Source organism: Edaphobacillus lindanitolerans (genome assembly GCF_900156305.1).
GTDB classification, from domain to species: Bacteria; Bacillota; Bacilli; order Bacillales_A; family Planococcaceae; genus Bhargavaea; species Bhargavaea lindanitolerans.
In genome coordinates this window covers 146163-170325 of the sequence record NZ_FTPL01000003.1, presented here as the reverse complement: position 1 = coordinate 170325, position 24163 = coordinate 146163, and the positions used below count along the sequence as shown (strand labels likewise).

The following is a 24163-nucleotide window of genomic DNA, read 5'->3' as shown; positions in this document are numbered from 1 at the left end:
CTCAAAAGTTATCTGGAGTGCCAAAAAAGCTGCGGCATCCGCAGCCTTGTTGTTTCTCTTATGAGTCAAACAGACCTTTTAACACATCGTCATACTCCATTCCGCCAAGATCTACTGTGTAATTGATCTTGATGATTCTATCAGATATGCCCTGTTCCTTAAATGTGTCCTTGTTGATCAGCGGGAAATTTTCATCAACATTATAGCGGCGCATTTCATGCAGGCGGTATTTTCTGTTGCGCCCAGAGGAGTATGGTTCATATCCCCCGCTGGCCAAGGAGTCTTCCAAGATCTTTTCCGGGACTCCCTTTTTAGCAAGGAGTGAGACTATGTCGTCTATAGATCTTCCCGATTCCGATTCCTCAAATCGCAAAAAGAAGATTTTCATTTCTTTTCCGCCCTGAAGCTGAAATTGGCTATTAATCTGAATTAATGAGTCATACCGCATGGTCGTGGACTTAACCTCAAAGTCGGATTCCTTGCTCTCGAAATCAACTGTGCCCTTTTGTTGTCCGGTCCACTTTACGTGCTTTCCCTGCTTTATCAGATAGTAATATGTGATTAGTTCTCCAAGAACGTTGTACGGCGAGGAGTCGACATTGCGATTGCCAAGAAGTTCTCGCATCTGTTCCCACCAATCAAGCGGGCTTTCTTCGATTTTTTTTCTCGCTGTTCCATTTTCGCCGGGATCGACAAACGCTGCGCAAATGTTGGCAAACTCATTCCTGAGATTTTCAATTTCGCTTGAGAGGAATAAATAATTGCCTCGCTTGCCAAATATCTCGTAATCTGTTGTGGCATACCTGGCGTTGGAAAATCGTTCGTTGATTCTGATGCCTGCCGGGACCTCAATTGCAACTCCGTACCTTTTTCCAATGCGAAGAACGAAGGCCGGGTAATCCTTCACAGCTTCAATCGGCAATGACATTCCCCCGCCCAAGGAAGCAAAACCATTTCTAATTTCCTGTACCAATTTCACCTGGCCACCTCCTTCACTGCGTTCAGATTCGTAAGCATTGCTTTTGCAATAGCTTCCGACATCAAAGGGGGCACGGCATTGCCTATCTGCTTAAATGCATCACTCATTGAGCAATTGAATATAAAGTCATCGGGAAAAGATTGAAGCCGGGCTGCTTCCCTTACAGATATCCCTCTCGGTTCCCAGGGATGGATGTGGCTATACGTGTCAGTCCCGAGGTGGGCAACGACTGTGTGGGAGGGTTTTGCGGGATCAAGTCTTCGCCATTTGCCGATAAACTTATCAGCAGAATACGGCGGAACAAACTCTTTCTTGATCCTGCGATATTCCTCCGGCTGTCCCTTTTCTGTTACTCTGCGTTCTCTGAGGGCTCTTTTGAAGTGAACATTGGCGATCTCAATAGCATTAAGATAGTTATCGCCGGGCGCCATGTCGTTAAAGATCCGAAAATCCCTCAATGTCCTCCTAAAGGCATGACCGCTGACCTTGTCGGCAACCGATCTCATTCTTCTTTGGAAGTCGTTTTGGGGTTCATGATTATACGGCAGACGTACATTCAGTTTAGTCAGGGAATAGGGCTGGTCAGGATCTGTGAACAGCGGTGGGAGATCAGAGAGCGCATCCCCCACGGTTACCCAGCCAGGGGCATCTTTTTCGGGCTTATTTGGTTCCCTGAAAAATCTGGACTCTTTAAAACCCGGGAAGCGGGCTTCATACTGAGTGCGGTAATCACTATGCCTGTTGTGTGTGGGAGCGGGCAAGTTGGCGATCTCTCCGAAACCTCTCTTGACAGCCATCACGATTACCCGTTCCCTTATTTGAGGCACTCCATAATCTGCCGAATTCAATACTGTCCAAACTGCTTCGTACTGATTTTCCTCCAAAAATTCGCATACAGTGTGCGGAATGTTCTCACCGTTGTAATTAACGGACTCGGGAACGTTCTCCATGATGACTGCGGGAGCGTCCAACTCAAGAGCAAAACGAAGAAAGTCCTCGTAAAGCTTCCCTCGTGAATCCAAATGAAAAGAACGATCTTCTCCCAAAGAGTTAAGTTTTGCCCGTCCTGCCCGTGAATAAGCCTGGCAGGGAGGTCCGCCTATGACTACAGGTGACGAACCAGGGGCAACCTCAAGGATGTCAGAAGAACTTTCTGTGATATCTCCGCAAAAATGCTCGTGGTCTATGCCCTTTTTCCAATACAGATTGTAAGATGCTGTCGTGGAAGCCGACTGGTCCATCTCTATGCCGCCCATGATTTGAAAGCCCGCTGTCTGAAAGCCGAGCGCCAGCCCGCCGCAACCTGAAAATAAATCAACAATGCTAAATTGCTCTGTCTTTTGCATCGAAGTATTCAAAAAGCTCCTTTACATATTCCTGTTCACCGCCATCCACCAAGGCTGGCTCGACAACCTTCGTCCGGGCCGTATTGAGACGCATGATCTTCCTGAATATTTCAGTCGAATGCTTTTTCGGCTGCTGTTCAGCAAGAGTGCCGTAATATCTCATGAGATTTCTGGTCAGAGAAATACGGTACCCGCCCGATCCAGGCCGCTCGACAAGCTGCACAATGGTGTCTGTCGTATTGTCTTTGAGTATATCATATGTACTGGATATGCTTCCCTGCCAGGAGAGATGGATGTACCACCAAAGGGCCTTCAGCCAGATCCTCCTTGATTCCTGATAAAAACGGGTGGCTTTCAGTCCTTCCCATCTGCGTTCTATCACATCTGGAATCAGTTTCATCGAGACAAACCGCCAAAAGTCGTCGTCTGAGGCCTCACGTTCACCGACTCCATTTTGAACGCTCAAGTATTCATATAGCTTTAGGGAAAATAAAAGATCAAATTGATAATAGTTCTTTCTGGATAGCTCACGGTTTTCAAGCTCTTTTAAGGTTTCAGCCTCCACCATCACCAAGCGTTCTCTGTGCAGCTTCTCTGTGTCATTCAGCTTGGAAAGTTTAATTTTTCCATCACTCTGCCATCTTTTAAAGACTTCTTCCGCTTCATTTCTTGTAATTCGTCCCAGCATGGTCTCCTACCCCCCGAATCTGCCATATAAGTCTGCCCTGATTGACTTGGCAAGTTTTTCAGGGCTGGAAGTATCCCATTCAAATGTATTTGTAAAGTAGAAAATAGCTTCCCCGATTGATCCCTTCTCAAAACCCTGGCCGGTCATAATATCTGTCCAGTCCTCTCCTTGCTTCAGCCGCTCGATGATGATCTGGAAAGACGATGCCAGGATCTCCAAAAGCAAAGGGGACTGACCGATTCCGCCTTTAAGATTTAGCTCTTTTGTAAACCGGTGTTTAAGGTTTAGATAAATTCGGATATTCTCCTGGTTAAACGGCTCCGTCATCGGATCTGTCCAATTACATTCTACCCACCAAAGCGGCATTGCAGGGTCTTCAACCTCCACAATCGGAAATTCAGATCCTTCCCCGTCTATGTGCAACGTTTTGCTGTCCAGCACACCCAATATTGTTCCAGGCTTTGTCGCATAGCCGGGGGCATTCCCGGAGCCTGCTCGTTGAAGATAAATGACTGTATCGATCTCAACTGTTCCTCGCAAAAGATTGGATTCGAAATTAATCCCCAAGTCAACGTTGATTGGTGATATTGAATCCGCATCAAAACTGAGAACTGGTCTAATGCCTCGACGTGCACTGGAACGGGACTGCCAGCTCAATGCAATACCCAGACGCGAGTCCATTGCAGCAACCCCGCCGTTCCCAAACAGAAAGATTGGATTTTCGATACTTACCGTTTGCCGGACCTTCAAGTTATGAGTATTCGGATCCCATATTCCTTCTTTGTCATTAACCAAGAAAACATCCGGCTTGCTGTCCTCCTCTTCCGCAAGGAAGAACTCTTTTTCCTCTCCCTCCTCTGCCGTATAGAAAAATGAAACATGGTCCTCCTGAAAGCCGATTCGTTTAAGAACTTTTTCATTGAGGGAGCGGTATAGCTGAATTGTATTTTGCATGCTCATGCCTCCGTGAAATGCGGAGTAATGGCCAATTCAAGACCTTCCTCCAGCTTCAAGATTTTAATTTCTCCCGTTACGGTAATCGAATCCCCGGATCCTCTGGCAACAATAAAACCAATTGGCGTGTTAAAACCATCCGTCCGGATAATCTCGGAAATGACGCTGGACTCTCCGCCGCCCTTTCCGGACAGAACCGCCTCTTCCTTACCGTTTACGGTAACATTAGCGATCTTGGCAATCTCGAACGGGAACTTCTTCTGTATGATCTCTTGCTCCCATGCCCTGCCTTTGATCAGACCTGTTTCAGAACTGACATTCAGTTCAATCGTGCATTCCACAACAGGTTTTTTCATAAAGAGTTCGAATGACAGGACAATATGATCATTTTCATATATAACATCAGGTGAAAGAACAAAACCGGTTTTTCTGCTGTTTCCTCCGGTGCCGCCGCCACCGGTGCCGCCGCCTCCTCCTGACGCCTTTTTACCAAAGTTTGATGGCGGCATGAGCTGACGGCCCAAAATCGAACCAAGCCGCGACTTTTTGCTGACTGTTTTCTTCTCGATTAGATTTGAGCCTTCTGCAACTCTCTTTGAAACACCTTTTCTGATACGGTCAACAATATTTGTCCGCTGTCCCCCCAGCTGGATATCAAACCACGCAGTATGGTCTGCCTTTTCTCCTTTTCTCAGATAGGACTCTAAGTCCGCCATTTCCGATGAACTTTTCATTTTAAGTTCCGAGTTTGGGACATAGATCGCAAGCAGATATTCGTTTCCTCCGGTGTTTTCTACATTGATCAGCCATTGCCCGCTGGTTTCATAGTTTACAATCATTCCGGGCTTTCTTGTATAGCAGATCACCGGATAATTTCCCGCCTCTGCTTTATCGTGGATATTTAAAAATGCATAAGGACTTGGATTGTTATTGGGCGGAAGCATTTCAAGATCTGTCATGGACAGCTTAACAAACGCCACTCCTCCGGCATCGGTGTCAACGAAGTCTTTACGGATTGGGATTTTTTCTGTCTTTATCTTTTCACTGTAAGAGCTCCTCGCAGGCTGTACTCCGGCGCCGGAATTGTAAAGATCCTGCAAGGCTTTGAAAACAATCTCCATCCGGTCTCTTGTTATCTCTTCTTTGTTTACACTTGCCTTCAAGTAATTTCCGTACTTATATTTTTGGTTGTCCATTCTGGGGGCGTACCACCGCTGGAATGAGACTTTCAGATAATCCTCAATAGATTCATTCCACCAGTATGCAGGTTCTCCCTCCACTATGGTCTTGCGCAGAAGCTCTTCTTCATCGGTGAATGGAATTATGATCTTTGTACCAGTCTGCTTGCCGGAAAATAATTCAATGCCGAAGATATCCAGCACCTTCTTAATCTCATCCCCGTTTGTTATAGGCAGTGTACTGCCGTCTCCTGCATCTGAACCCCACCAAGCGATTCCACGCTTTGGCAGATCGCCTGCCGGAGGAATGATGGAATGCTCTTCCTCCTCGTTTTCTACCATCGTTGCAGCAAGCCGATGCTCATATGTTCCATCCTCTTTTTGAATCCTTGTATAATAAAACACCAAGCCAATACCCAGCCTGAAATAAATAGTTTTGCCAAGTCCCCAGGACCCGCCGGCACCTTCCTGCCTTTGGGGCTTGCTGATCTCATAGACAAGCTTTTGAAAGTTTCCGAAGTCATTATCTACTACGTCTTTAACGGAAAGGGGCCCTGTAAGCCCGGAAGTATTTGAATCTTCCACGTAAATGCAGCTGTAAAATTCTCCGGGGTATCGCCGAGTCAGGGTTTCTTTGATTCCTTCCATTTCTTCTGCAAGTTTTCCCGCTTCGAATCGTTTTACTCCGATATCGACGTTTACATGACCGGCATCGGATTTTCCGGCATCCAGGCTGTTTTGCACCGCCTCTCTTATCAAAAGATCCAGCAGCGGCATATCCTCATTCTGAATCAATCGAAGAAGCGAACTGCCGCTCTCTGACATTCGTTCATGTTTTGCGATTTCGATCTTCATGCTTATTCCTCCACATCCGTACCCGTACTATTCACGAAGCGATCAATGTCGATTATCAAGCGTTTTGCAAAGCTTTTTCCGGTCTTGGCTCCAGGCACTACAACACTGATGCCGACCAGATCTTCGGCAATTTTTCTTTTAGGCGTTTGATCATCTTTATATAATTTATCCTTATTGATTCGGTAAATGATCAGCATAGGCGTCTTTCCTAGCCCCACAAGCTCTCTGTTGGCATTAACCTCACTGTTGGAAATAGGTAGATTCGAGGAATTTATCCCCGCTTTAACCAAGTCGTCCTCGGTAAAGTCTGCATAGAGATCTGCAGGGGCTCTTAATACCCCTAAACTTACTGATCCTTCTTCTTTATTATTTCTAACCTTCCGCACAACTTTACCGACCTTGTTGCCTCCAATATCCCATGATGACTCTTTATTCTTGGTGCCGCCCAATACCACAGTCCAGCCTCGGAAACCGATCTCATCTTGAACCCCTTCATACCATTCACAGAAAACTGACATGTCATTAAGGGCAGTGGCATTCTTACTGACCGAGTATTTGCTAAAGAACTTTTCCTTTATGAGATTAAAATCTACATTTTTCCATACCAAAGATGATTTATTTAATGGACTCGTCGTGGGAGAAGGGAGCGAGTCCAACAAATCCTCAGCCACTTGAATGTTATGTTTCAATACTTCTTCATCAATGTTAAACGTTACTGTTTGATTGGAAGTACCGCTGAAGTCCCAATTTGTCATTACTGCTCCTTGGCTCCGGTTCGCTCCGGTAATTCTCATCCAGGATACCTTTGGAGAGTTTTTAATTCTGAGTCCGTATTCCTCAGGTGATGCCCCGGTGTCCTTATACGTCTTAAGATCGCTACGCAGTTCCTCTTCAAGCGTTGCCAAAAAGGCGAACTTTTCCCGAGTATCTTCTGTCATCCAAATACGTTGGTAAAGTTCATAGCCATGCCGGTAGCCGAACCACCTGCCCATTTGCATTAGTGTATCAGCCTGTCTTCCCACTCTCAGAAAATATGTGCTGACAAGACCCTCGAGTGTCAATCCTCTGCTCAATGTGTTGCCACCGACTATCAGAAATGCGGGGGCTTTATCCATTTTTTCAAGCTTGCGCTTATCCGGATACGCCAGTCTCACAAAACTCTCATCTTCTGTTTTGTTGAATCTGCAGTTATCAATACACAGGTGAACACCTTCGTGATACTCCAAGGTATCATCATCTCCGAGCTTTATATGGCTTAGCTTTTTAAGTTCAAGGATTTCAGACTCAAGTTTTTCAAAAGGCGGATAATTATTGATCTTATTTCTGCTCACGGAGTAATCCTCAAACGAGTCGTAAAGATCCTCCACCGTAAATCTTCCGCATTCCCGATGATAGATATCACGGCAGACATTCAGAAGTTCCTTGTCTGTCATACCGCTAAGCCACGTTGATATCAATTCAGCCATTTTCCCATGGACCTCGGTTAAGTGGCTCGTATGAATTAGCATGCTGATCGGCTTTTTATGTCCGTTGTGTCGCATCATTGCGACTGAACACAGAAACCAGGCAACTGCATCCTTGAGTCCCGGAGTCATACGAAATACCATGTTTTCTTTTTGCATCTCATTAATCTGACGAATTTCTTCTTCGTCAACCATTCGAATTATATCCAAGCCCTCGTACTGTGTTCCTTCTGCCCCAAAGATTTGTTTGGGCCCAAAGTATTCTGTGGAAGTAGGGAGCAATCCAATAAAGTCCTTTGGATACAAGGTCCTATCTCCGGCTTCGTTAAGCACGTTTGCATAAGGTGTAGCTGTATAGCTGATATAATTCATGGCCCCTGCATTAACTTCGTCAGGTCCTTCAACCAAATTAAGAATCTCGGAATTAATAGCCGTTCTATCATCCGAGTCAATATTTGCAGTATTGATTCCTGCCTGATCCGCTTCATCGTCTATTACAAGGATTTTCATTTGAGTAAGCTTATTTTTATCTTCGTACAACCATTTGGCCAGATTGTTTAGACGAGTTTTGTTTTTAAGACAGACAGTGAAATATCTATCTCTCGAGAATTGGTCGAAGGACAGCGATTGTGTCTTGTCAGAGAGGGGTGATTTGATGGAAAGATGATTCAATGCTCTCCAACTCAAATTTCCAGTTCTGTATGTTAGGTCATTCACGAGACGGTCAGCCGTCTGCACCCTAAGGTTTTCAATAATACCCGATAGAATAATAAACATATTCCACCCATGGTCAGCAGCCATCGCCATTAAACCTGCCATGCTCGCAGTCTTTCCGGACTGAACATGTCCGATCATCAGGCCTTTTCTCGGACCGGTATCCGTTGTATCCTGGCTGAGCTTTCTCAGAATCGCCAGAGTCGACTCTTCCAATTCACGGATTGCATCTGCGCTAAAATTCTGACTCCTCAACTTTTGCTTGTACAGCTGCCAGGAACTCTTCTCATGCTTGGGCACTTCCAGAGACCCCTGTTCCACACCGCCTGACACCATGACAACCTGCCTGGCCTTTTCTTCAATTTCTTTTTGTTCTGTTACGATTTCTTTCCATTCATCTGCACGAATTGTGTAATCAAAGTTTCCGGTTTCATAAATGAAATCGAGCATTTGCTGTAGCTCTTCGTCATTGTTTTTACCGTAACTATATATATAAGCCCAATCTCTTCCCATGTCCTTCATGTTTCTGATTGCATTTCTTTTTTCATCGTATTTTGTAGAAGAATAATCCGCCATGGAGCCAAAATCCTCCCCTTATATATGTTGGAATTATTTTAACATAAATTTGGGTAATGATAAGCATAACTATTTTTACGGCCATAGGAGGAGTTATCCATGCCCGATAAAATTACAAAAGAACAACGGAGCAAAAATATGTCTGCCATACGTTCTGTCTCCAAAATCGAGTCGGAATTCTCTAGGGCACTATGGAACAAAGGCGTCCGATTTAGAAGGAATGTAAGAAAGCTTTTCGGAAATCCCGATATTTCGATCCAAAAATATAAAGTCGTTATTTTTATTGACTCCTGTTTCTGGCATAAATGTCCTATTCATTTTACTCGCCCTAAAAGCAACCAGGAATTCTGGGATGCCAAGATCACACGGAACGTCAAGAGAGACCACGAGGTTACCACGTTCTATAAGAACAACGGGTGGCATATCAAAAGGATTTGGGAACATGAAGTTAGGAAAAACTTTGATAATTCCGTGGAAGAAACATTTAAATTCATTCAGCATGCAAAAGACGCAGAAAAAAGACCGGGCAGCCGAACGGCTGCTCAGTCTGAATAATAGTCCATGTAAAACGTTTCATCATCAATCTTATAAATCCTGACACTATCCCTCCCGTATCTGTCAATGTCATCAATTCTCACACGTTCTCCGCTATTAAGCCCAAGCCGCTTTCTAAAGTAAAGTCCCATCAATTTGTTGGACTCTGACGTCTGGATGGCTTTACCGTTTTCTTGCGCCCTTATGCAAATAAAGCTCTCGCCATCATCAGTGATGACTGTAAACCTTTCCCCTCGCGGCGGGAAAAAGTCAGCTTTGCTATACACTTCGGCGGGAACCCGGATATACGCCTGGTCAGGGTCTCTTCCTTCTCTTTGTCCCCAATTCAAGCCACTCTTTTCGGGAACTGTTCTGACTCCCCTGCTATTTCGGACCAAAGGGAGATCGACGTAAGGCTTCCCGTCAATTTCCCTCTTCAACCGCTGCACATTAATTTTCTCTCCGCCGCTTGAGTAAGCAAAATCTACTTCATTTATGACAACTTCACTTGAACAGTCTGCCAAATCATCTTCATTTATCAAGTCCAAGGGATTGGCCATTTTTACAGACGCGAGGACTTCCCGAAAATTGATGAAGCCGTTTCTGGTTAAATTTGCGGAGCCAACAAAAACAAGTTCCGGATCCCCATTCTCCGGATGCCAAAAATAGATCTTTGAATGTATAGGCTTGTCGCCGACAAAGTACTTAATAGACAAGCGCTCATTCTCCCTTGCCAATCGCTTGAATTGTCTATGGTTCCAAAGAGTAATCGGATCAAGCCTAGCCATGCCTATGACCACTTCAAGCTGTAACTCCGGCATGTTTACCAGCAGATCCTCAATGAACGGAGGAGATGCATAGCCGGTTAAAACAGAAAGGCGGCGTCTTCCCTTCTTGTAAGGCTGCTCTAGGACAGCATGTTTTAGAGCTGTTTCATATACTGTCACGACAATTAGCTCCCATCTATGGATTTTGACCAAGAATAAGTGTAAAATCGCTTTATAAGGGTATGCAAGAACATAAGTTCTCATTACCTGGTTAAAGGAGATCTCAAATGATATTCAAAAAAGGTGAACTCTTCAGCGGGCCAGGGGGCCTAAGCCTCGGTGCCAAGATGGCAAAAATCAAAGATCCTACTTCCGGAGAGATTCTCAAAGACTGGGGGATAGAGCACAAATGGGCAAACGACTATGATCCTGATGCCTGCTCAACCTTCGGGAAAAATATTTGCGGTGATCCCGATGACTCCTCGGTTCATTGCGGACCTGTGGAAAACCTGCCGATCGGGGACAAGTCCATTTTAGGAGAAATAGATTGTTTTTCATTTGGCTTTCCATGCAACGATTACAGTCAGGTCGGGGAAAAGCATGGCCTGAACGGAAAGTTCGGCCCTCTCTATTCATATGGTGTCAAAGTTTTAAGGGAATACCAGCCCAAGTTTTTCATTGCTGAAAATGTCGGCGGCCTGCAAAGCGCAAACGAGGGGCAAGCCTTTATTCAAATTTTACTTGAACTTCAAGACTGTGGCTATACGCTAACTCCCCATTTATACAAGTTCGAGGAATATGGGATCCCTCAAGCAAGGCACCGCATTATCATGGTAGGAATCCGGAACGACCTTGCCGAGGAGGGAATCGAATTTAAGGTTCCTGCCCCGCTAGTCACGGACCCTTCCGATTACAAAACGGCCTACGATGCAATTACCAATCCTCCGATCCCGGAGGATGCCAGCAACAATGAATTGCCGAAACACACGGAGAGAGTCAAGAAAATGCTCAGCTATATCCCGCCCGGCGGAAATGCATGGCATGCTGATATCCCGGAAGAATTAAGGCTGAAAGTTAAAGGCGCCAAGTTGAGCTCTATCTATAAGCGTCTTGATCCAAAGCGTCCTTCTTATACTGTTACAGGGAGCGGTGGAGGCGGCACGCACATGTATCATTGGAATGAGCTACGGGCTCTGACCAACCGCGAACGTGCCAGACTCCAGACATTCCCTGACGATTATGTTTTTATTGGCAGTCGGGAAGCTGTACGGAAACAAATCGGAATGGCGGTCCCGCCGCAGGGTGCCCAAATTGTATTTGAAGCTGTTCTGAAAACCTTCGCCGGCATACCTTACAAATCGACTGATCCTTCCTTTGATGTAGAGATTTTGAAAGAGAAACAGAAATTATTGTTTGAAGATCTTTCACCGGATCAAAAACAGTTTGTTTTTAATATTTGAGTGTAAGCAAACAACCTCCCGAAAGAGATTTACGGAGGTTGTTTTTTAAACCGCCAACAAAATCCCCGTATATCCCACCACGCCGATCAAGAAAGCCAGGAAACTGCTCTGCCGCTCTTTCGGCAATTCTTCCTTCATGACATTCATGATGACGCCGCCGGCGAGGAAGGCGCTGATGTGAGAGATGAAGATGGCTTCGATCCGGTGGGTCATGCCGATGGCCAGCCTGCGAGGACGGCGGCGCCGAGCAGCGAACGTCCGTACCGGTCATAGTAGGCCCGGTGGATACTGCGGATGCCCCTGTCGTTGACGACAAAGTTGAAGCCCATCGAACGGAAAAGAGGAAGCGGTTGTGCAGATGCGGGAAGTGGCCGTGGAGTATCAATGTAAGGATCGTCGGTGACATGGGCGCCTCCTCGGTGTGCGGATTCTTTATCCGCATTCCCGCTCCGGAAATTTCCAAACTTAGGGATTGAATGACGAAAGCCCCTGCAGGTTGCATCCGCAGGGGCCTTTCTCTGTCACTGATACGTAATGTTCCGGAGCTCGTCCTCACCGAACCCGTTTCTCTCCCGGGCGGTGCGGAACGATTCTGCTCCGACGTTGCCGGTCACCGGACTGCCTTCATCGATCATGTTCAAGATGGCATGTTCATCGGGATCACGGCGGCGCTTCATCTCTTCCGGGTCGCCGAATCGCAGGATCACCTTGTTCACCCCTTTCCTGTTCGGGACTGATGACGACTTGAACCTGAGGCTGAACTGCATCCTATCCGACTCTATTATACTAAATATTCATTTAATTTGAAAGCCTCATGTCTTCAGTCTATGCGGGCAGGCCTTGTTTGCATGCGGGCGCCCCGGGGAAAAGTGACGGGAATGGAAAAACGGACCGGTTGTCCGGTCCGCTGCGGGTCACTCACCCCACTCACTCTTCCAGATGCGCACTGCAATAGGCGTTGACCTCTTCCTCTTCGTCTTCTTCCAGCGCAAAGCCGAGCACTTGGCCGGTGGCCGCCGCGATGAAATCGTAGACGGCGATCCGGTTCCTGCCGTCTTGAACTGCGTACAGGACGCGCAGCTTGACGCCGCCTTCCGTATACAGCTCGTCTTCTTCATCGATATCGAGGTCCAGGAAGAATTCATACCGGTCGCCCTCGATGATGCCGGTCGGGTCGTTGAGTTTTTCGACGGTGTGGCCTGTGATGTCCATTGCTTCAAAACCTTTCGTTCGTGGATTCGTCTCTTCATTATACCCGAGCCGGGCCTGACGGACTCGCCTGAAAGAGTTTTTTCTATTTCGAAGTGTTGTTAATAGTTTGTTCACAACTGTTTCGTATCCTGTTTTTACAAGCCATCAAGGAGGAACTGACCATGACCCATTACAATGGATCGGATGACCGTGAACGTAATATGGATGATTCAACAGACGAAGGCCGGGATATCCGGCGTGAGGAATGGCTTCCGGGTGATTCGGAAGCCGAGCAGACCGGGCCTGTCGCGGGCATGGATAACCAGCCCGTCGAAGAAGAGCCGTCTTCCGGGGCTGCAGGCGGGGCCGATCCAGGAAGAATCAGCCGCGAGGAGTCCTACCGTGCCGACATGCCGGGTGCGGCGGGTCCGGAAAGCGGGTACCGGCCGGCGTCAGCCGGAGAACCGGTGAATGTGAAGCGTTCTTCACCGAAGCCAGACAAGCCAGGACGTTCGCGTTTCGGCTGGCTGCAGACAATCGGCGGCGGTGTGGTCGGCTCGGTGCTCACCCTTGCGATTGCCGTGCCGTTCCTCGATCATGAGGACCCGGCCGGGACGAGCCAGCCGGCGAAGACCTCTGTCCAGTCGGAATCACAGACTGCCAATCCGGTGAAAGTCTCATCAGACGGATCACTCGCCGACATGGTGGAACAGGCATCCGGCTCGATTTTTGGGATTGTGAACTACCAGCAGCAACAGCAGCAAAATCCGTTCTCGCAAGGTTCCGGGAAAGACGTGGAATACGCAACCGGTTCCGGCGTACTGATCAAGAAAGACAACGGCAAGGCTTATATCGTCACGAACAACCATGTGGTGGAAGGGGCCTCCAAGCTTGAAGTCTCCCTGGCCAACGGGGAACGGGCCGAAGCAGAACTCGTCGGTGCCGATGCTTTGAGCGACCTGGCCGTGGTGAGTGTGGATGCAGACAAGATTGATGCCAAACCGCTCAAGTTCGGTGATTCCGAAGCTCTCCGGGCAGGTGACTCCGTCGTCGCGATCGGCAACCCGCTCGGCCTGCAGTTCTCCCGTTCCGTCACGGAAGGCATCATCAGTGCCGTCGACCGGTCGATCAGCGTCGACACATCCGCCGGCGAATGGGAAATGTCCGTCATCCAGACAGATGCCGCAATCAACCAGGGGAACTCCGGCGGCGCGCTCATCAACATGAACGGTGAAGTCGTCGGCATCAACAGCCTGAAGATTGGCGGTTCCGGCGTTGAAGGACTCGGATTCGCCATCCCTTCCAATGACGTCATGCCCCTTGTGGAGGAAATGATGGCTGAAGGCCATGTGGAGCGCCCGTATATCGGAATCTCCATGTACAATGTCAACGAAATTCCCCGCGGCTATGTGAACGGGCTGCCGAATGACGTTTCTGCCGGTGTCTATGTTGCCGGTGTAGATCCTGACGCAGCCGCCGCGAAAGCCGGACTCAAGGAAGGCGATGTCATTACGGAGATCAACGGGGAGAAAATCGAAGATGGCCAGCAACTCCGCCGCTTCCTTTATTCCGAACTGAAAGTCGGGGACAAGGCAACAGTCAGCTTCTACCGTGACGGCAAAAAACAAGAAATCAGCGTCACCCTTGGAACGAGCAAGCCTTCTACCCAGTCTTGACGCACCGAGACGAACACCCGCCTGCCGGCACTGAGCCGCGGCGGGTGTTTTGTGTGAGAGGATACCCTAGAAATTCTTCACACCGCAGTCCCTGCGCAAGCTGACGGGGTTTGCGGGTTTGATTATACTGAAGGAAGTGAAAAGGATGGGAACGGAGGCGAGCGCGGTGAAGATCCTTGTGATTGAGGACAGTGAAAGCGTGTCCGAAATGATCAGCATGTTTTTCCAAAAGGAAGAGATCGACGGTACTTTCGTGGCGGACGGGGATGCGGGCTGCCGGGAGGCGCTGACCGGAAGGTTTGATTGCCTGATCATTGACTGGATGCTGCCGGGCATGGACGGGGTCTCCATCTGCCGGCGGGTCCGGGAAGCGGGGCTTGAGGTCCCGATCATCATGCTGACTGCGAAAACATCAGAGGATGACCAGGTAACAGGGCTTGAGACCGGTGCCGACGATTATGTGACGAAGCCGTTCAGCCCGGCCGCCCTCATGGCGCGGATCCGGGCGGTCACCCGCCGCTACGGAATCCGCGGCAAAGATCCTGACGAGGACGGGATCATCCGCACCCGGCACTTCAAGGTGAATGAAAAAACACGCGAGGTGCTGCTCGACGGCGAAGCGGTGCCGAACCTGACCCCGAAAGAGTACGACCTGCTCGCCCACTTCGCCCGCCATCCAAGGCAGGTATTTTCCCGCGAGCAGCTGATCGACAGTGTGTGGGGCTACGGATTCTACGGCGATGACCGGACTGTCGATGTCCACGTGAAGCGGCTCCGGAGCAAGACAGAGAAGAACGGACGGCAATTCTTCCACACCGTTTGGGGGGTCGGCTACCGGTTTGAGGAGCCGGAGGACCGGACATGAAATTCCGGTATCTGTATCAGCTCACCGCCAGTCATATCGGGGTTCTCCTTATCGCCTTCCTCATCCTGAACGTGATGTTCACCCACTTTGCGGAAGGGCTCATCTATAAAAACAAAACCGACGAGCTCGTCGCTTACGGAGAAAATATCCTTCAAGACTTGTCGGAGGATCCGTCTGCCTCGGGCCGGACGCTCGGGGAGTACGGGCGGGTGCTCAGCGGTCGCGACATCCAGTACAGCCTGTTTGACGCCGATTCTGCCGTCATCTATTCATCCGGCCGCCCCGCTTCCCTCATCAAGCTGCGGAAAGAGGAATGGGACAAGATGAAAAGCGGCCGGACGCTCGTCGTGAATCAGGAATACGAACGGTCCGGGGAAGGCGTGACGTTCACGCTGCTGCCGTATGTGCGTGACGGGTCGTTCACAGGAGGCATCCTGCTCACCTCACCGATTTCAGGCTCGCGGGAAATCATTTCCCAGCTGAACCGGTATCTGCTGCTCACCATGACCGCGGCACTCTTCGCTTCCCTGCTGATCGGCGGGGCGCTGTCCGCCTTCCATGTGCAGCGGCTGCGCAGGCTGAGGGATGCTGCATCCGATGTAGCTTCCGGTGACTATTCCGTCCGGGTGCCTGCTTCGCAAGTCGATGAAATCGGTGAGCTCTCGGGCGATTTCAATGCAATGGTCGCCCGGCTTGGAGAGTCCATGGAGGAAATTGACCGGCTTGAAAACAGAAGGCGGCAGTTCATTGCCGACGTGTCCCATGAAATGCGCACGCCGCTCACAACAATCCGGGGCATCCTCGACGGGATCCGGGGAGACATGATTCCCGATGCCGAACGTGGACGGGCACTCGGGCTGGCCGGCAAAGAAACCCGGAGGCTCATCCGGCTCGTGAACGAAAATCTGGACTATGAGAAAATCCGTTCCGGACAGATCACCCTTCAAAAAGAATCCATCCGGCTGGAAGACGTCCTGTCCGTCATCGCAGAGCAGCTTGAACCGCTTGCGGAGGAAAAAGGAAATATCATCCGCACTGATATTGCAGAAGGGGCGGCCGTTTCTGCCGACTATGACCGGCTCGTCCAGATCCTGATCAATATCACAAAAAACAGCATCCAGTTCACGGAAGACGGGGAAATCGTGCTGCGCGGTTCAATGGACGGTGATCAGGCCGTAATTGAAGTGACGGATACCGGGAGCGGCATCGACCCGGATGAAGTGGAGAACATCTGGGGACGGTTTTACCGTGCCGGCGTGTCACGGACGTCGAATCCGTTCGGAGAATTTGGTCTGGGCCTGTCGATTGTCCGCCAGCTCGTCCGTTTGCACGGCGGTGATATCTCCGTCCGAAGCCGGATCGGTGAAGGGACGGTCTTTACGATCCGGATGCCCGGGGGCGGGGATCATCCGGACAATCCCCGCCCCTCCCCCTGATAAGGCGGCCTGCCGATCCGGACACGGGCATGAACAGGCACCGCCTGAATCTCTTTTGTTTTCAACCTTTGACCTGATCTATTAGCCAAAGAAGGACTTTTGCTTCCTGACGAAGTATTACAGATAGATCAACACGATCTTAAGGGAGTGAAAAACTTGTTTAGCAAAGTCGGTCAAATCATGCTGTATGTCAACGACCAGGATGCCGCGGTGAAATTCTGGACGGAAAAGTTGGGCTTTACGGTGATCGCCGAGGAAAATAACAATCAGGGTTTGAGATGGATTGAGATGATCCCGGCAACAGGCGCCGAAACCAGCCTCGTTTTGCACGATAAGACTTTTGTTTCCCGCATGTCTCCCGAATTAAATCTCGATCCCCCTTCTTTAATGTTTTACACGGAGGATCTAGAAAAATTATACAGTGACCTATCAAATAAAAAGATTCAGGTCGGAGATATTATTACGATGCCGTCCGGCAGAGTGTTTAACTTTGCAGACAATGAAGAGAACTATTTTGCCGTCATGGAAAAAAGATAAAGCAAACAGGCCAACCGGCGGCATGATCCCTTGCTTGATCCGCCTTATCTGCGGAACCGTTCCGCCAACCAACAAAAAAGCTGTCTTCCCCAACAGGAGGACAGCTCTTTTTTATTTATTCATTTCCCCTCTTTTTCCCACCTGAGGAGGGACGGGTATGGATCAAATGCCCACTCGGAACGTCCGTCAAACTTGTACATGCCATAGTGGAGGTGCGGCGGGAACTTCCCGGCAGTGCCTTCCTTGCCGTAGCCCGAGGAGCCGACATAGCCGATAACGGTGCCGGGTTCGACAATTTGTCCTTGCTCGAGTCCTTTTTCGAAAGACGCAAGATGAGCGAAATAATGATATACATTGTGAGCATCGCGAATCCCGACGCGCCAGCCGCCGAATTCATTCCAGCCTTTCATTTCAATCACGCCGTAGGTGACAGACCGGACCGGGACGCCGTACGAGGCGAACAGATCCGTCCCTTCATGCATGCGCCGGCCTCCCCAGCCCCGCTTGGCCCCCCATGTCCCGTTATACGTATAATGGTGTGTTTTTGGGAGCGGGAACACATGCTCATCCAGCTCAATCGTTCCAAACTGGCGGAACAGTTCCGAGATGGTCATGACTTGCCGGACCGCCTCTTCATTCCCATAAAGACCCCAGAGGGCCAGCCGGTGGGCCTGATCGTCCCCCCCGTGTTCCCCGAGTGACAAAGCGAGGGTGAACAGAATATCCTCCGGATCATTCGGGTCGGCCTTTCCGTCCCCGTTCCCGTCGAGTCCCCCGCCGGAGAAAAATTCGATGGCGGCCGGATCGCTGTCCCCGGTTTCCGGGTTTGGAGCGCCTCTCCAGAATTCGTCCGGGAACCGGAAGGCGATCATGCCCTCCACTTCCTCCAGATCATTTCGGACACGTTGGATGTTCCGTTCATACCGGTCCACTGCGGCGAGCAAATGCCAGGGGACGGAGGGCGTCTCATAAGTCATGTACAGACTGGTCCTCTCCTCGGCCAGAGATATTTCCGCCGCCTTCCCGCTGTCTCTGCCTTCAGCCGAAACGAGCGCATACATCACGAACGACAAGATGATTAAGTAGGCCGGCAGCCAGAGTGCATGGCGCACGGTGAAAAACCTCCTCTCACCGGTAGGATTGCCGGGCTGACATCTCTCATGTGTGGGAAATAACGGTCACCGGGTGTTCTGGCGTCCGGTTGCGTATTATTCCTTTGAGCGGGAAATATTTCGCAGGAAATGTCGATTTCCCGGGAAATAATGCGATTTCCCGGGAAATAAATCGTTTCATGAATGAATGGCTAAATATCTTTGGTAGCTGCCCGTTTGATGGCCTTTCTAGCTTCGTAAATATTGATGACAACCGCTTTGATGACCGCATACGCAGGAATGGCCAGCAAAATTCCAAAGAAGCCGGCAATGCTTCCTGCGGCGAGAATGAGCGTGATGACTGTGAGGGGATGAATGTCCAGTGTCTTGCCCATGACGTTTGGCGTGATCAGGTGACTGTCGATCTGCTGGGCGGCGAGTGTGACAAGCGACACCCAGATCACCATTTTCGGATCTTGGAGGAACGCGATGATTGCCGCCGGCGTAAAGGCGATCCACGGACCGAGGAACGGAATCACGTTCATCAGCAAGGCAAAAATCGCCAACAGCAGTGCATAATCCAATCCGACAATCAGATAGCCGACAAAAATCAGCGTTGCCAGGATCGTACTGATGAGCAGCTGGCCCTGAATATAGGATCGGAGAACCTGGTCGATGTCATACAATGTGTTTTTTACCCATTCCCGGCGTTTGCCATGGAACAGATTGTAGATGCGCGGGGCGAATTTCTCATGATCCTTCAGCATGAAAATGAAAAAGAACGGGACGAGGATGAGCAGGACTACCGCCTGGATCAGCGACTGGATAAACTGGATCGACCATTTCCCGAATTTCACCGCACTTGCCTCCACCGAGTCCAGTGCACTGTCGATTGCCGATCGGGCCTGCTCCGGAAGGTCGTCGCGCTGGTTCAGCAGATCGATGCGGAATTCATTCAGCTGGTGTGTAAGAGCCGGGGCGTTCTCGACAAAGTTGTTTACCTGCCGTGAGACAACCGGTCCGATCAGCGCCACAAAAACCCAGATGATGACCGCCGCGCAGGCGATGATGATCGAAATGCTCCCCCATCGAGGCACATTGCTCGCTTCCAGCCGGCGCTGGACAGGCTCCGCCAGATAAAAGAGCACACCGCCAAAGATGACCGGCACGAGAGCCGTCTTGGCAATGATGAAAAGCGGATCAAAGATGAACTTGATCTCCAAAAAATATTTGATGATCAGAAAGGCGAGCAGAAGCGCGATGCCGATCTGAAACCAAAGCTTTTTCGTCATAATACGTCATCCCCCCCTTTGCGTGTTCAGGCAGGTGATTGCCGGATACCTCGCTTATACCCCAAAACGAAGCACGGGAACCTCTGAAAGGTCCCCGTGCTTTCTGATCGGTCACTATTTAATGATGAGTGATCCTTCAAAGCATTTCCGACTGCCTCAGTCCCGCTTGACCGGCATGGAACAGCAGCGGAAAGAGCCGCCGGATTTGATGATTTCGGAGAAGTCGATCTCGATCACCTGGTAGCCGTGCTCCCGCATGGCGTCATTCACCCGGCGGTTGACCGGAAGGCTGAACAGCTTGCCGCCGCCGATCGAGAGGACGTTCGTGCCCATCGTGAACTGCTCGTCTTCATCGACTTCAATCAGATCGTATTTTTTCCCAAGCGCACGGATCGTCTCCGGAGAAAGCGCCTTCTTGAAGATCAGGGCCGTCTTAGGGGAAAGGATGTTGAAGACACAGTCCAGATGCAAGTACTTCCCGTCGAAGTGGACGGGAACCACCTGCCGACCCGGAAGGTGGTGAGAAAGCTGATCAATCGCTTCCTCGGATGTGCGCTCGCTGACGCCGACATATACATTGTCTCCGTCCACGATAACGTCTCCGCCTTCGATGCGGCCGCAGTCGATTTTGCGGTACCGGATGCCATGTTTTTTGAGCAGCTGCTCCAGTGCCTCTTCTTCACCCTGCCGGATGCCGCTCGCCATGCTGGAGACGAATAGTTCGTCGCCGACCGTGAAGCCGATATCGCGTGTGAACACTTGTTCCGGATATTCTTCGGACGGCTCCAGTTCAATGACCTCGACGCCATTCTCCTTCAGTGTGTCGCGGAATGCCTGGTATTGGGTCATCGCAAGTCCGCGGTCTATATTTTCATCTTCATATTGCTTCTGCACTTCATTGATCGCTTCCTCGATCGCCATGTACCTCGGCGGGCAAAGGATGACTTTCTGCAGTTCGCCGTACTCGGTATCACAGCCGATCTTGGATGTTTTGTCTATGGGCGTGGTCATGCTGTCATTTCTCCTTCGAAAACAATAATCGATTCTCTATTCCCGTTGTAGCATGGCCAAAAACCCGCTGTTTGATGTCTTCCATGCGGGGAATACTATAGGCAATCACGCCAAAAGGAGCGAGTCTCATGACGAGAAGCTATGCAGACAACAACGACGGCGATAAAACAAAGTGGTCAGACACGGCAAATGAAGCGGCAAAATCAGCCGAAGAAAAGCTCGACGACATCAAGCAGGAAGTAAGGGAAGAGACGGAAAAAACAGGATCCGACAAATCGGATAACCATTAACAAAGAGGTGCTGCAGCCGGCCGGATTTACCGGCTGCCCAGCACCTCTCTTTTGTTGATCAGATCGAAATGCCCGCATCCTCGCCGAGGCGAAGCCGCTCACCGCTTGCGGAATCAAAGAAGTGGGCGAGCTCCATGTCATATGCAAGCGTGACTTTGTCGCCGGTTCTTAGGTCAAGCCCTGAGTCAATTCGGGCGATCAGGTCCTGGTCTCCCAGTTTTGAGTAGAGCAAGGTCTCGGCACCCGTCAGTTCTGAAACGATCACTTCGGATTCGATCGGCATAAGAGATTCACCTGAGAAACCAGGAGGTTGAAGCGTGACATTCTCCGGACGGATCCCCATTGTCATGCGGGTACCCTCTGTGTATCCGGCAGACTTGAGTTCCTGCGCTTTTGTTGAAGGGAGCGCCAGCCGGATGCCGTCGTGCGTGACGAACGCCCCGTCCTCGATGAGTCCCTCAAAGAAGTTCATGGCTGGAGATCCGATGAATCCTCCGACGAACTGGTTGGCCGGGAAGTCATAGACCTCTTTCGGAGAGCCGACCTGCTGGATGACGCCGTCTTTCATGATGACGATCCGGGTTGCCATCGTCATCGCTTCGGTCTGGTCATGCGTCACATAGACCGTGGTCGTTTTGAGCCGGTGGTGCAGCTTGGAGATTTCTGCGCGCATCTGGAAGCGGAGCTTTGCGTCCAGATTGGACAGCGGCTCGTCCATGAGGAACAGCTTGGCATCTCGGACAATGGCCCGGCCGAGCGCGACCCGCTGCCGCTGGCCGCCCGACAGTGCCCGCGGCTTCCGCTTCAGGTATTCTTCCAGCCCGAGTACCTTTGCCGCCTCGGTGACCCGTCTCCGGATCTCCTCTTTCTTGAACTTCCGCATTTTGAGTGCGAACGCCATATTGTCGTAGACACTCATATGCGGGTAAAGCGCATAGTTCTGGAACACCATCGCGATGTCCCGGTTCTTCGGCGGAATGTCGTTCATGAGACGGCCGTCCATCTTGAATTCGCCGTCCGTGATTTCCTCAAGTCCGGCGATCATCCGGAGCATCGTAGACTTCCCGCAGCCCGACGGGCCGACGAGCACGATGAACTCTCCGTCTTCGATCTCCAGGTTGAAGTCCTTCACGGCAGTGACATCTTTTTCGTAGGTCTTCGTGATGTGGTTCAGTTCAATCTTCCCCATGCCCGTTGCCTCCCTTGCCTGTTCCCACGTTGTACGTATGGTTCGTAAGATGTATGAACGGGCTTCTGTTCTTCGCGCGCATCAGGAAGACCAGCGGCAGAAACAGGACCAGCAGCCATGCCGTGCTGATCTCCAGCCGGAATTCTTTTACCGGCTTCGCATCAGGCGGACAGCCGCAGTCCCATTTTTTCGTCTCGAACTTCAGCATGGGTCTCCCCTCCTTTTCAAATCGTCATTTGCCGCCCGACTGCAGGTTGATCCCCTGGATGAAGTACTTCTGGAAGAAGAAGAACAGCAGGATCACCGGCAGGAGAACGAGCAGCGAACCGGCCATGAGGTAATTCCACTGGGTGCTCATCTGTCCCTTGAACACCTGCAGGCCGAGCTGGAGCGTATACAGGTTCTCGTCGTTCACATAAAGGAGAGGTCCGAGGAAGTCGTTCCACGCCCCGTTGAACGAAAAGATGGCCACCGTGGCGAGCGCCGGCTTCGTGAGCGGGAGCCCGATCTTCCACCATATCCAGAAATGACTGGCACCCTCCATCTTCGCCGCTTCGATCAGTTCATCCGGAATCGTCATATAAAACTGCCTCAACAGGAAGATGTTGAAGGCGCTCCCGAAGAATGCCGGGACGACGAGCGGAAAGTAGGTGTTCAGCCATTGAAGTTTGGCAAACAGGACATACTGCGGGATGAGCGTGACAAACCCCGGAATCATCATCGTCGACAAGACGACGGCAAACAGCGCATTCCGGCCCTTGAACGGCACTTTTGCAAATCCATAGGCTATGAACGAGTTTACGAACACATTGCCGATGACGACAAGGATGGTGATCGTCAGCGTATTGATCGTATAAAGGTCAAACGGCGCGGCTTCCCACGTCCGGATGTAGTTGCTCCAGTTCCAGCTGTCGGGCCATAGTGTCGGAGGATACGTCATCACTTCCTGCATCGTCTTCACGGATGTGATGATCATCCACCAGAGCGGCGAAAGGACGAGCAGGCTGCCCGCCGCAAGCAACACCCAGTTGATGATGTTCAGCGCTCGGCGCCTGCCCTGGATCGTGTCAAAATGCGAATGCTTCGGAGCTGCAGACTTGACCATCATTTCCCGCCCCCTTCGTAATGCACCCATCTTGGGGCGAGTTTCAGGTTGATGATCGTCAAAACGAAGACGATGATGAACAGAATCCATGACATGGCCATTGCATAACCCATGTCAAACGCCTCGAACGCCTTCTTCCACATGTACAGATTGTAGAAAAGCAGGGAATTCACCGGTCCCCCTTCGCCGTTTGACATGACGTAGGCTTCCTGGAAAATCTGGAACCCGCCGATCAGGCTCGTCACAATGTCAAAGAAGATGACAGGGGTGATCATGGGAATCGTAATGCGGATAAACTGCTGCCAGGCATTGGCGCCGTCGATCTCCGCCGCTTCATACAGGCTCTTGGAAATCCCCTGCATGCTCGCGAGATAGAGCAGCATGCCGCCTCCGACGCTCCAGAGTTTCATGAAGATGAGCGCCGGCTTTGCCCAAGCCGGATCAAACAGCCAGTTCGGACCGGCAATTCCGAACCAGGCGAGCACCGTATTGACGAGGCCTGTCCCCGGCTCCAGAAGCTGCATCCAGAGCAGGTATACCCCGACGCCGGACAAGACGGCCGGCAGGTAGTAAATGGTCCGGAAAAAGCGCATGCCCGGAATGTCCCGGTTCAGGAGTGCAGACAGGAGGATCGCGCCGACCGTCGTGATCGGCACAGAGAATGCCACGTAATAAAGCGTGTTGTAAAGCGATGTCCAGAACAGCTGGTCATCCGCAAAAAGCTTTTCATAATTCTTCAGCCCGATAAAGTCCATCTGGGACGTGATATTGTAGTTCGTGAAACTGGCAGCGAAAGAGAACAGGAGCGGGCCTGCGGTGAATACGATGAACCCGATGATCCACGGGAGGATGAAGATGTATCCCTGAAGGCCCTCCTTCGTCTTGTAGTTGAATCGCTTCCGTCCGGTCATTCCCTCTCGCCCCCTTATGTGAATATGAAAAGAAGGAGGACGGCTCCGACCTCCT

Annotated in this window: 24 protein-coding genes; 7 read left to right on the top strand and 17 right to left on the bottom strand. The window is 50.5% G+C overall.

What is annotated here, in order from left to right; genetic code table 11:
* Positions 1-58: 58 nt before the first annotated feature.
* From B0B07_RS10185 to B0B07_RS10160, 6 genes are read right to left on the bottom strand one after another with little or no spacing between them, the layout of a single operon-like run.
* Positions 59-979 carry a PD-(D/E)XK motif protein gene (locus tag B0B07_RS10185; RefSeq protein WP_076758716.1) on the bottom strand — a complete coding sequence of 307 codons (921 nt, stop codon included), beginning with the start codon at positions 977-979 and terminating at the stop codon, positions 59-61.
* Complete coding sequence (locus B0B07_RS10180) at positions 976-2337, bottom strand: DNA cytosine methyltransferase (RefSeq protein ID WP_234982353.1); 1362 nt, start codon at positions 2335-2337, stop codon at positions 976-978. The genes B0B07_RS10185 and B0B07_RS10180 overlap by 4 nt, the downstream gene beginning before the upstream one ends.
* A complete protein-coding gene (locus B0B07_RS10175; protein WP_076758713.1) occupies positions 2303-3013 on the bottom strand; it encodes a DUF6339 family protein in 711 nt (236 codons plus the stop codon). The genes B0B07_RS10180 and B0B07_RS10175 overlap by 35 nt, the downstream gene beginning before the upstream one ends.
* 6 nt (positions 3014-3019) lie before the next feature.
* Entirely contained in the window at positions 3020-3967 is a 948-nt protein-coding gene (locus tag B0B07_RS10170) for a hypothetical protein (RefSeq protein WP_076758712.1), read from the bottom strand.
* Positions 3968-3969: 2 nt separating this feature from the next.
* Positions 3970-6000 carry a hypothetical protein gene (locus B0B07_RS10165; protein ID WP_076758711.1) on the bottom strand — a complete coding sequence of 677 codons (2031 nt, stop codon included), beginning with the start codon at positions 5998-6000 and terminating at the stop codon, positions 3970-3972.
* Between the two features lie 2 nt (positions 6001-6002).
* Positions 6003-8753: a Z1 domain-containing protein gene (locus B0B07_RS10160; RefSeq protein WP_076758709.1), complete on the bottom strand. Its 2751-nt coding sequence runs from the start codon at positions 8751-8753 to the stop codon at positions 6003-6005.
* A 99-nt stretch (positions 8754-8852) separates the two neighbouring features.
* Here B0B07_RS10160 and B0B07_RS10155 point away from each other — a divergent pair, with 99 nt between their 5' ends.
* On the top strand, positions 8853-9308 hold the full coding sequence (locus B0B07_RS10155) for a very short patch repair endonuclease (RefSeq protein ID WP_076758708.1): 456 nt from the start codon (positions 8853-8855) through the stop codon (positions 9306-9308).
* Here B0B07_RS10155 and B0B07_RS10150 read toward each other — a convergent pair.
* Positions 9296-10234, bottom strand: a complete 939-nt coding sequence (locus tag B0B07_RS10150) for a restriction endonuclease PLD domain-containing protein (RefSeq protein WP_076758706.1) — start codon at positions 10232-10234, stop codon at positions 9296-9298. The two genes, B0B07_RS10155 and B0B07_RS10150, sit on opposite strands and share 13 nt — an antisense overlap.
* Before the next feature lie 107 nt (positions 10235-10341).
* On the opposite strand from B0B07_RS10150, the gene B0B07_RS10145 reads away from it, so the two are divergent.
* Positions 10342-11514 (top strand): DNA cytosine methyltransferase, encoded by a 1173-nt coding sequence (locus B0B07_RS10145; RefSeq protein WP_076758705.1) that lies wholly within the window; start codon positions 10342-10344, stop codon positions 11512-11514.
* A gap of 45 nt (positions 11515-11559) precedes the next feature.
* On the opposite strand, the gene B0B07_RS15275 is transcribed toward B0B07_RS10145, so the two are convergent.
* The 3 genes from B0B07_RS15275 to B0B07_RS10135 all read right to left on the bottom strand — a co-directional run bounded on the left by B0B07_RS15275 (position 11560) and on the right by B0B07_RS10135 (position 12726).
* The gene (locus B0B07_RS15275; RefSeq protein ID WP_159438441.1) at positions 11560-11727 is read right to left on the bottom strand and encodes a hypothetical protein; all 168 of its coding nucleotides are present in this window, start codon (positions 11725-11727) and stop codon (positions 11560-11562) included.
* Between the two features lie 308 nt (positions 11728-12035).
* Complete coding sequence (locus B0B07_RS10140) at positions 12036-12221, bottom strand: hypothetical protein (RefSeq protein ID WP_144264339.1); 186 nt, start codon at positions 12219-12221, stop codon at positions 12036-12038.
* Between the two features lie 220 nt (positions 12222-12441).
* Positions 12442-12726: a DUF6509 family protein gene (locus tag B0B07_RS10135; protein ID WP_076758702.1), complete on the bottom strand. Its 285-nt coding sequence runs from the start codon at positions 12724-12726 to the stop codon at positions 12442-12444.
* A gap of 161 nt (positions 12727-12887) precedes the next feature.
* On the opposite strand from B0B07_RS10135, the gene B0B07_RS10130 reads away from it, so the two are divergent.
* From B0B07_RS10130 to B0B07_RS10115, 4 genes are all read left to right on the top strand, one after another.
* Positions 12888-14381 carry a S1C family serine protease gene (locus tag B0B07_RS10130; RefSeq protein ID WP_076758700.1) on the top strand — a complete coding sequence of 498 codons (1494 nt, stop codon included), beginning with the start codon at positions 12888-12890 and terminating at the stop codon, positions 14379-14381.
* A gap of 145 nt (positions 14382-14526) precedes the next feature.
* On the top strand, positions 14527-15246 hold the full coding sequence (locus tag B0B07_RS10125; protein ID WP_084186651.1) for a response regulator transcription factor: 720 nt from the start codon (positions 14527-14529) through the stop codon (positions 15244-15246).
* On the top strand, positions 15243-16682 hold the full coding sequence (locus tag B0B07_RS10120) for a sensor histidine kinase (RefSeq protein WP_076758699.1): 1440 nt from the start codon (positions 15243-15245) through the stop codon (positions 16680-16682). The genes B0B07_RS10125 and B0B07_RS10120 overlap by 4 nt, the downstream gene beginning before the upstream one ends.
* Before the next feature lie 156 nt (positions 16683-16838).
* Positions 16839-17219 (top strand): VOC family protein, encoded by a 381-nt coding sequence (locus tag B0B07_RS10115; RefSeq protein WP_144264338.1) that lies wholly within the window; start codon positions 16839-16841, stop codon positions 17217-17219.
* Positions 17220-17338: 119 nt separating this feature from the next.
* Here B0B07_RS10115 and B0B07_RS10110 read toward each other — a convergent pair whose 3' ends face one another.
* The 3 genes from B0B07_RS10110 to B0B07_RS10100 form a co-directional block, all read right to left on the bottom strand.
* Positions 17339-18331: a M23 family metallopeptidase gene (locus B0B07_RS10110; RefSeq protein ID WP_234982352.1), complete on the bottom strand. Its 993-nt coding sequence runs from the start codon at positions 18329-18331 to the stop codon at positions 17339-17341.
* 191 nt (positions 18332-18522) lie between these two features.
* Positions 18523-19602 carry an AI-2E family transporter gene (locus B0B07_RS10105; RefSeq protein ID WP_076758697.1) on the bottom strand — a complete coding sequence of 360 codons (1080 nt, stop codon included), beginning with the start codon at positions 19600-19602 and terminating at the stop codon, positions 18523-18525.
* A gap of 156 nt (positions 19603-19758) precedes the next feature.
* Positions 19759-20613, bottom strand: coding sequence for a dimethylarginine dimethylaminohydrolase family protein (locus tag B0B07_RS10100; RefSeq protein ID WP_076758696.1), 855 nt, complete (start codon positions 20611-20613; stop codon positions 19759-19761).
* A gap of 128 nt (positions 20614-20741) precedes the next feature.
* On the opposite strand from B0B07_RS10100, the gene B0B07_RS15270 reads away from it, so the two are divergent.
* Entirely contained in the window at positions 20742-20903 is a 162-nt protein-coding gene (locus B0B07_RS15270; protein ID WP_159438440.1) for a hypothetical protein, read from the top strand.
* Positions 20904-20961: 58 nt separating this feature from the next.
* On the opposite strand, the gene B0B07_RS10095 is transcribed toward B0B07_RS15270, so the two are convergent.
* From B0B07_RS10095 to B0B07_RS10080, 4 genes are read right to left on the bottom strand one after another with little or no spacing between them, the layout of a single operon-like run.
* On the bottom strand, positions 20962-22092 hold the full coding sequence (locus B0B07_RS10095) for an ABC transporter ATP-binding protein (protein WP_076758694.1): 1131 nt from the start codon (positions 22090-22092) through the stop codon (positions 20962-20964).
* Complete coding sequence (locus tag B0B07_RS10090; RefSeq protein WP_076758693.1) at positions 22079-22300, bottom strand: hypothetical protein; 222 nt, start codon at positions 22298-22300, stop codon at positions 22079-22081. The genes B0B07_RS10095 and B0B07_RS10090 overlap by 14 nt, the downstream gene beginning before the upstream one ends.
* 24 nt (positions 22301-22324) lie before the next feature.
* Positions 22325-23197, bottom strand: coding sequence for a carbohydrate ABC transporter permease (locus tag B0B07_RS10085; RefSeq protein WP_076758691.1), 873 nt, complete (start codon positions 23195-23197; stop codon positions 22325-22327).
* Complete coding sequence (locus tag B0B07_RS10080; protein WP_076758690.1) at positions 23197-24108, bottom strand: carbohydrate ABC transporter permease; 912 nt, start codon at positions 24106-24108, stop codon at positions 23197-23199. Before B0B07_RS10080 ends, B0B07_RS10085 begins: the two co-directional genes overlap by 1 nt.
* Between the last annotated feature and the right edge of the window lie 55 nt (positions 24109-24163).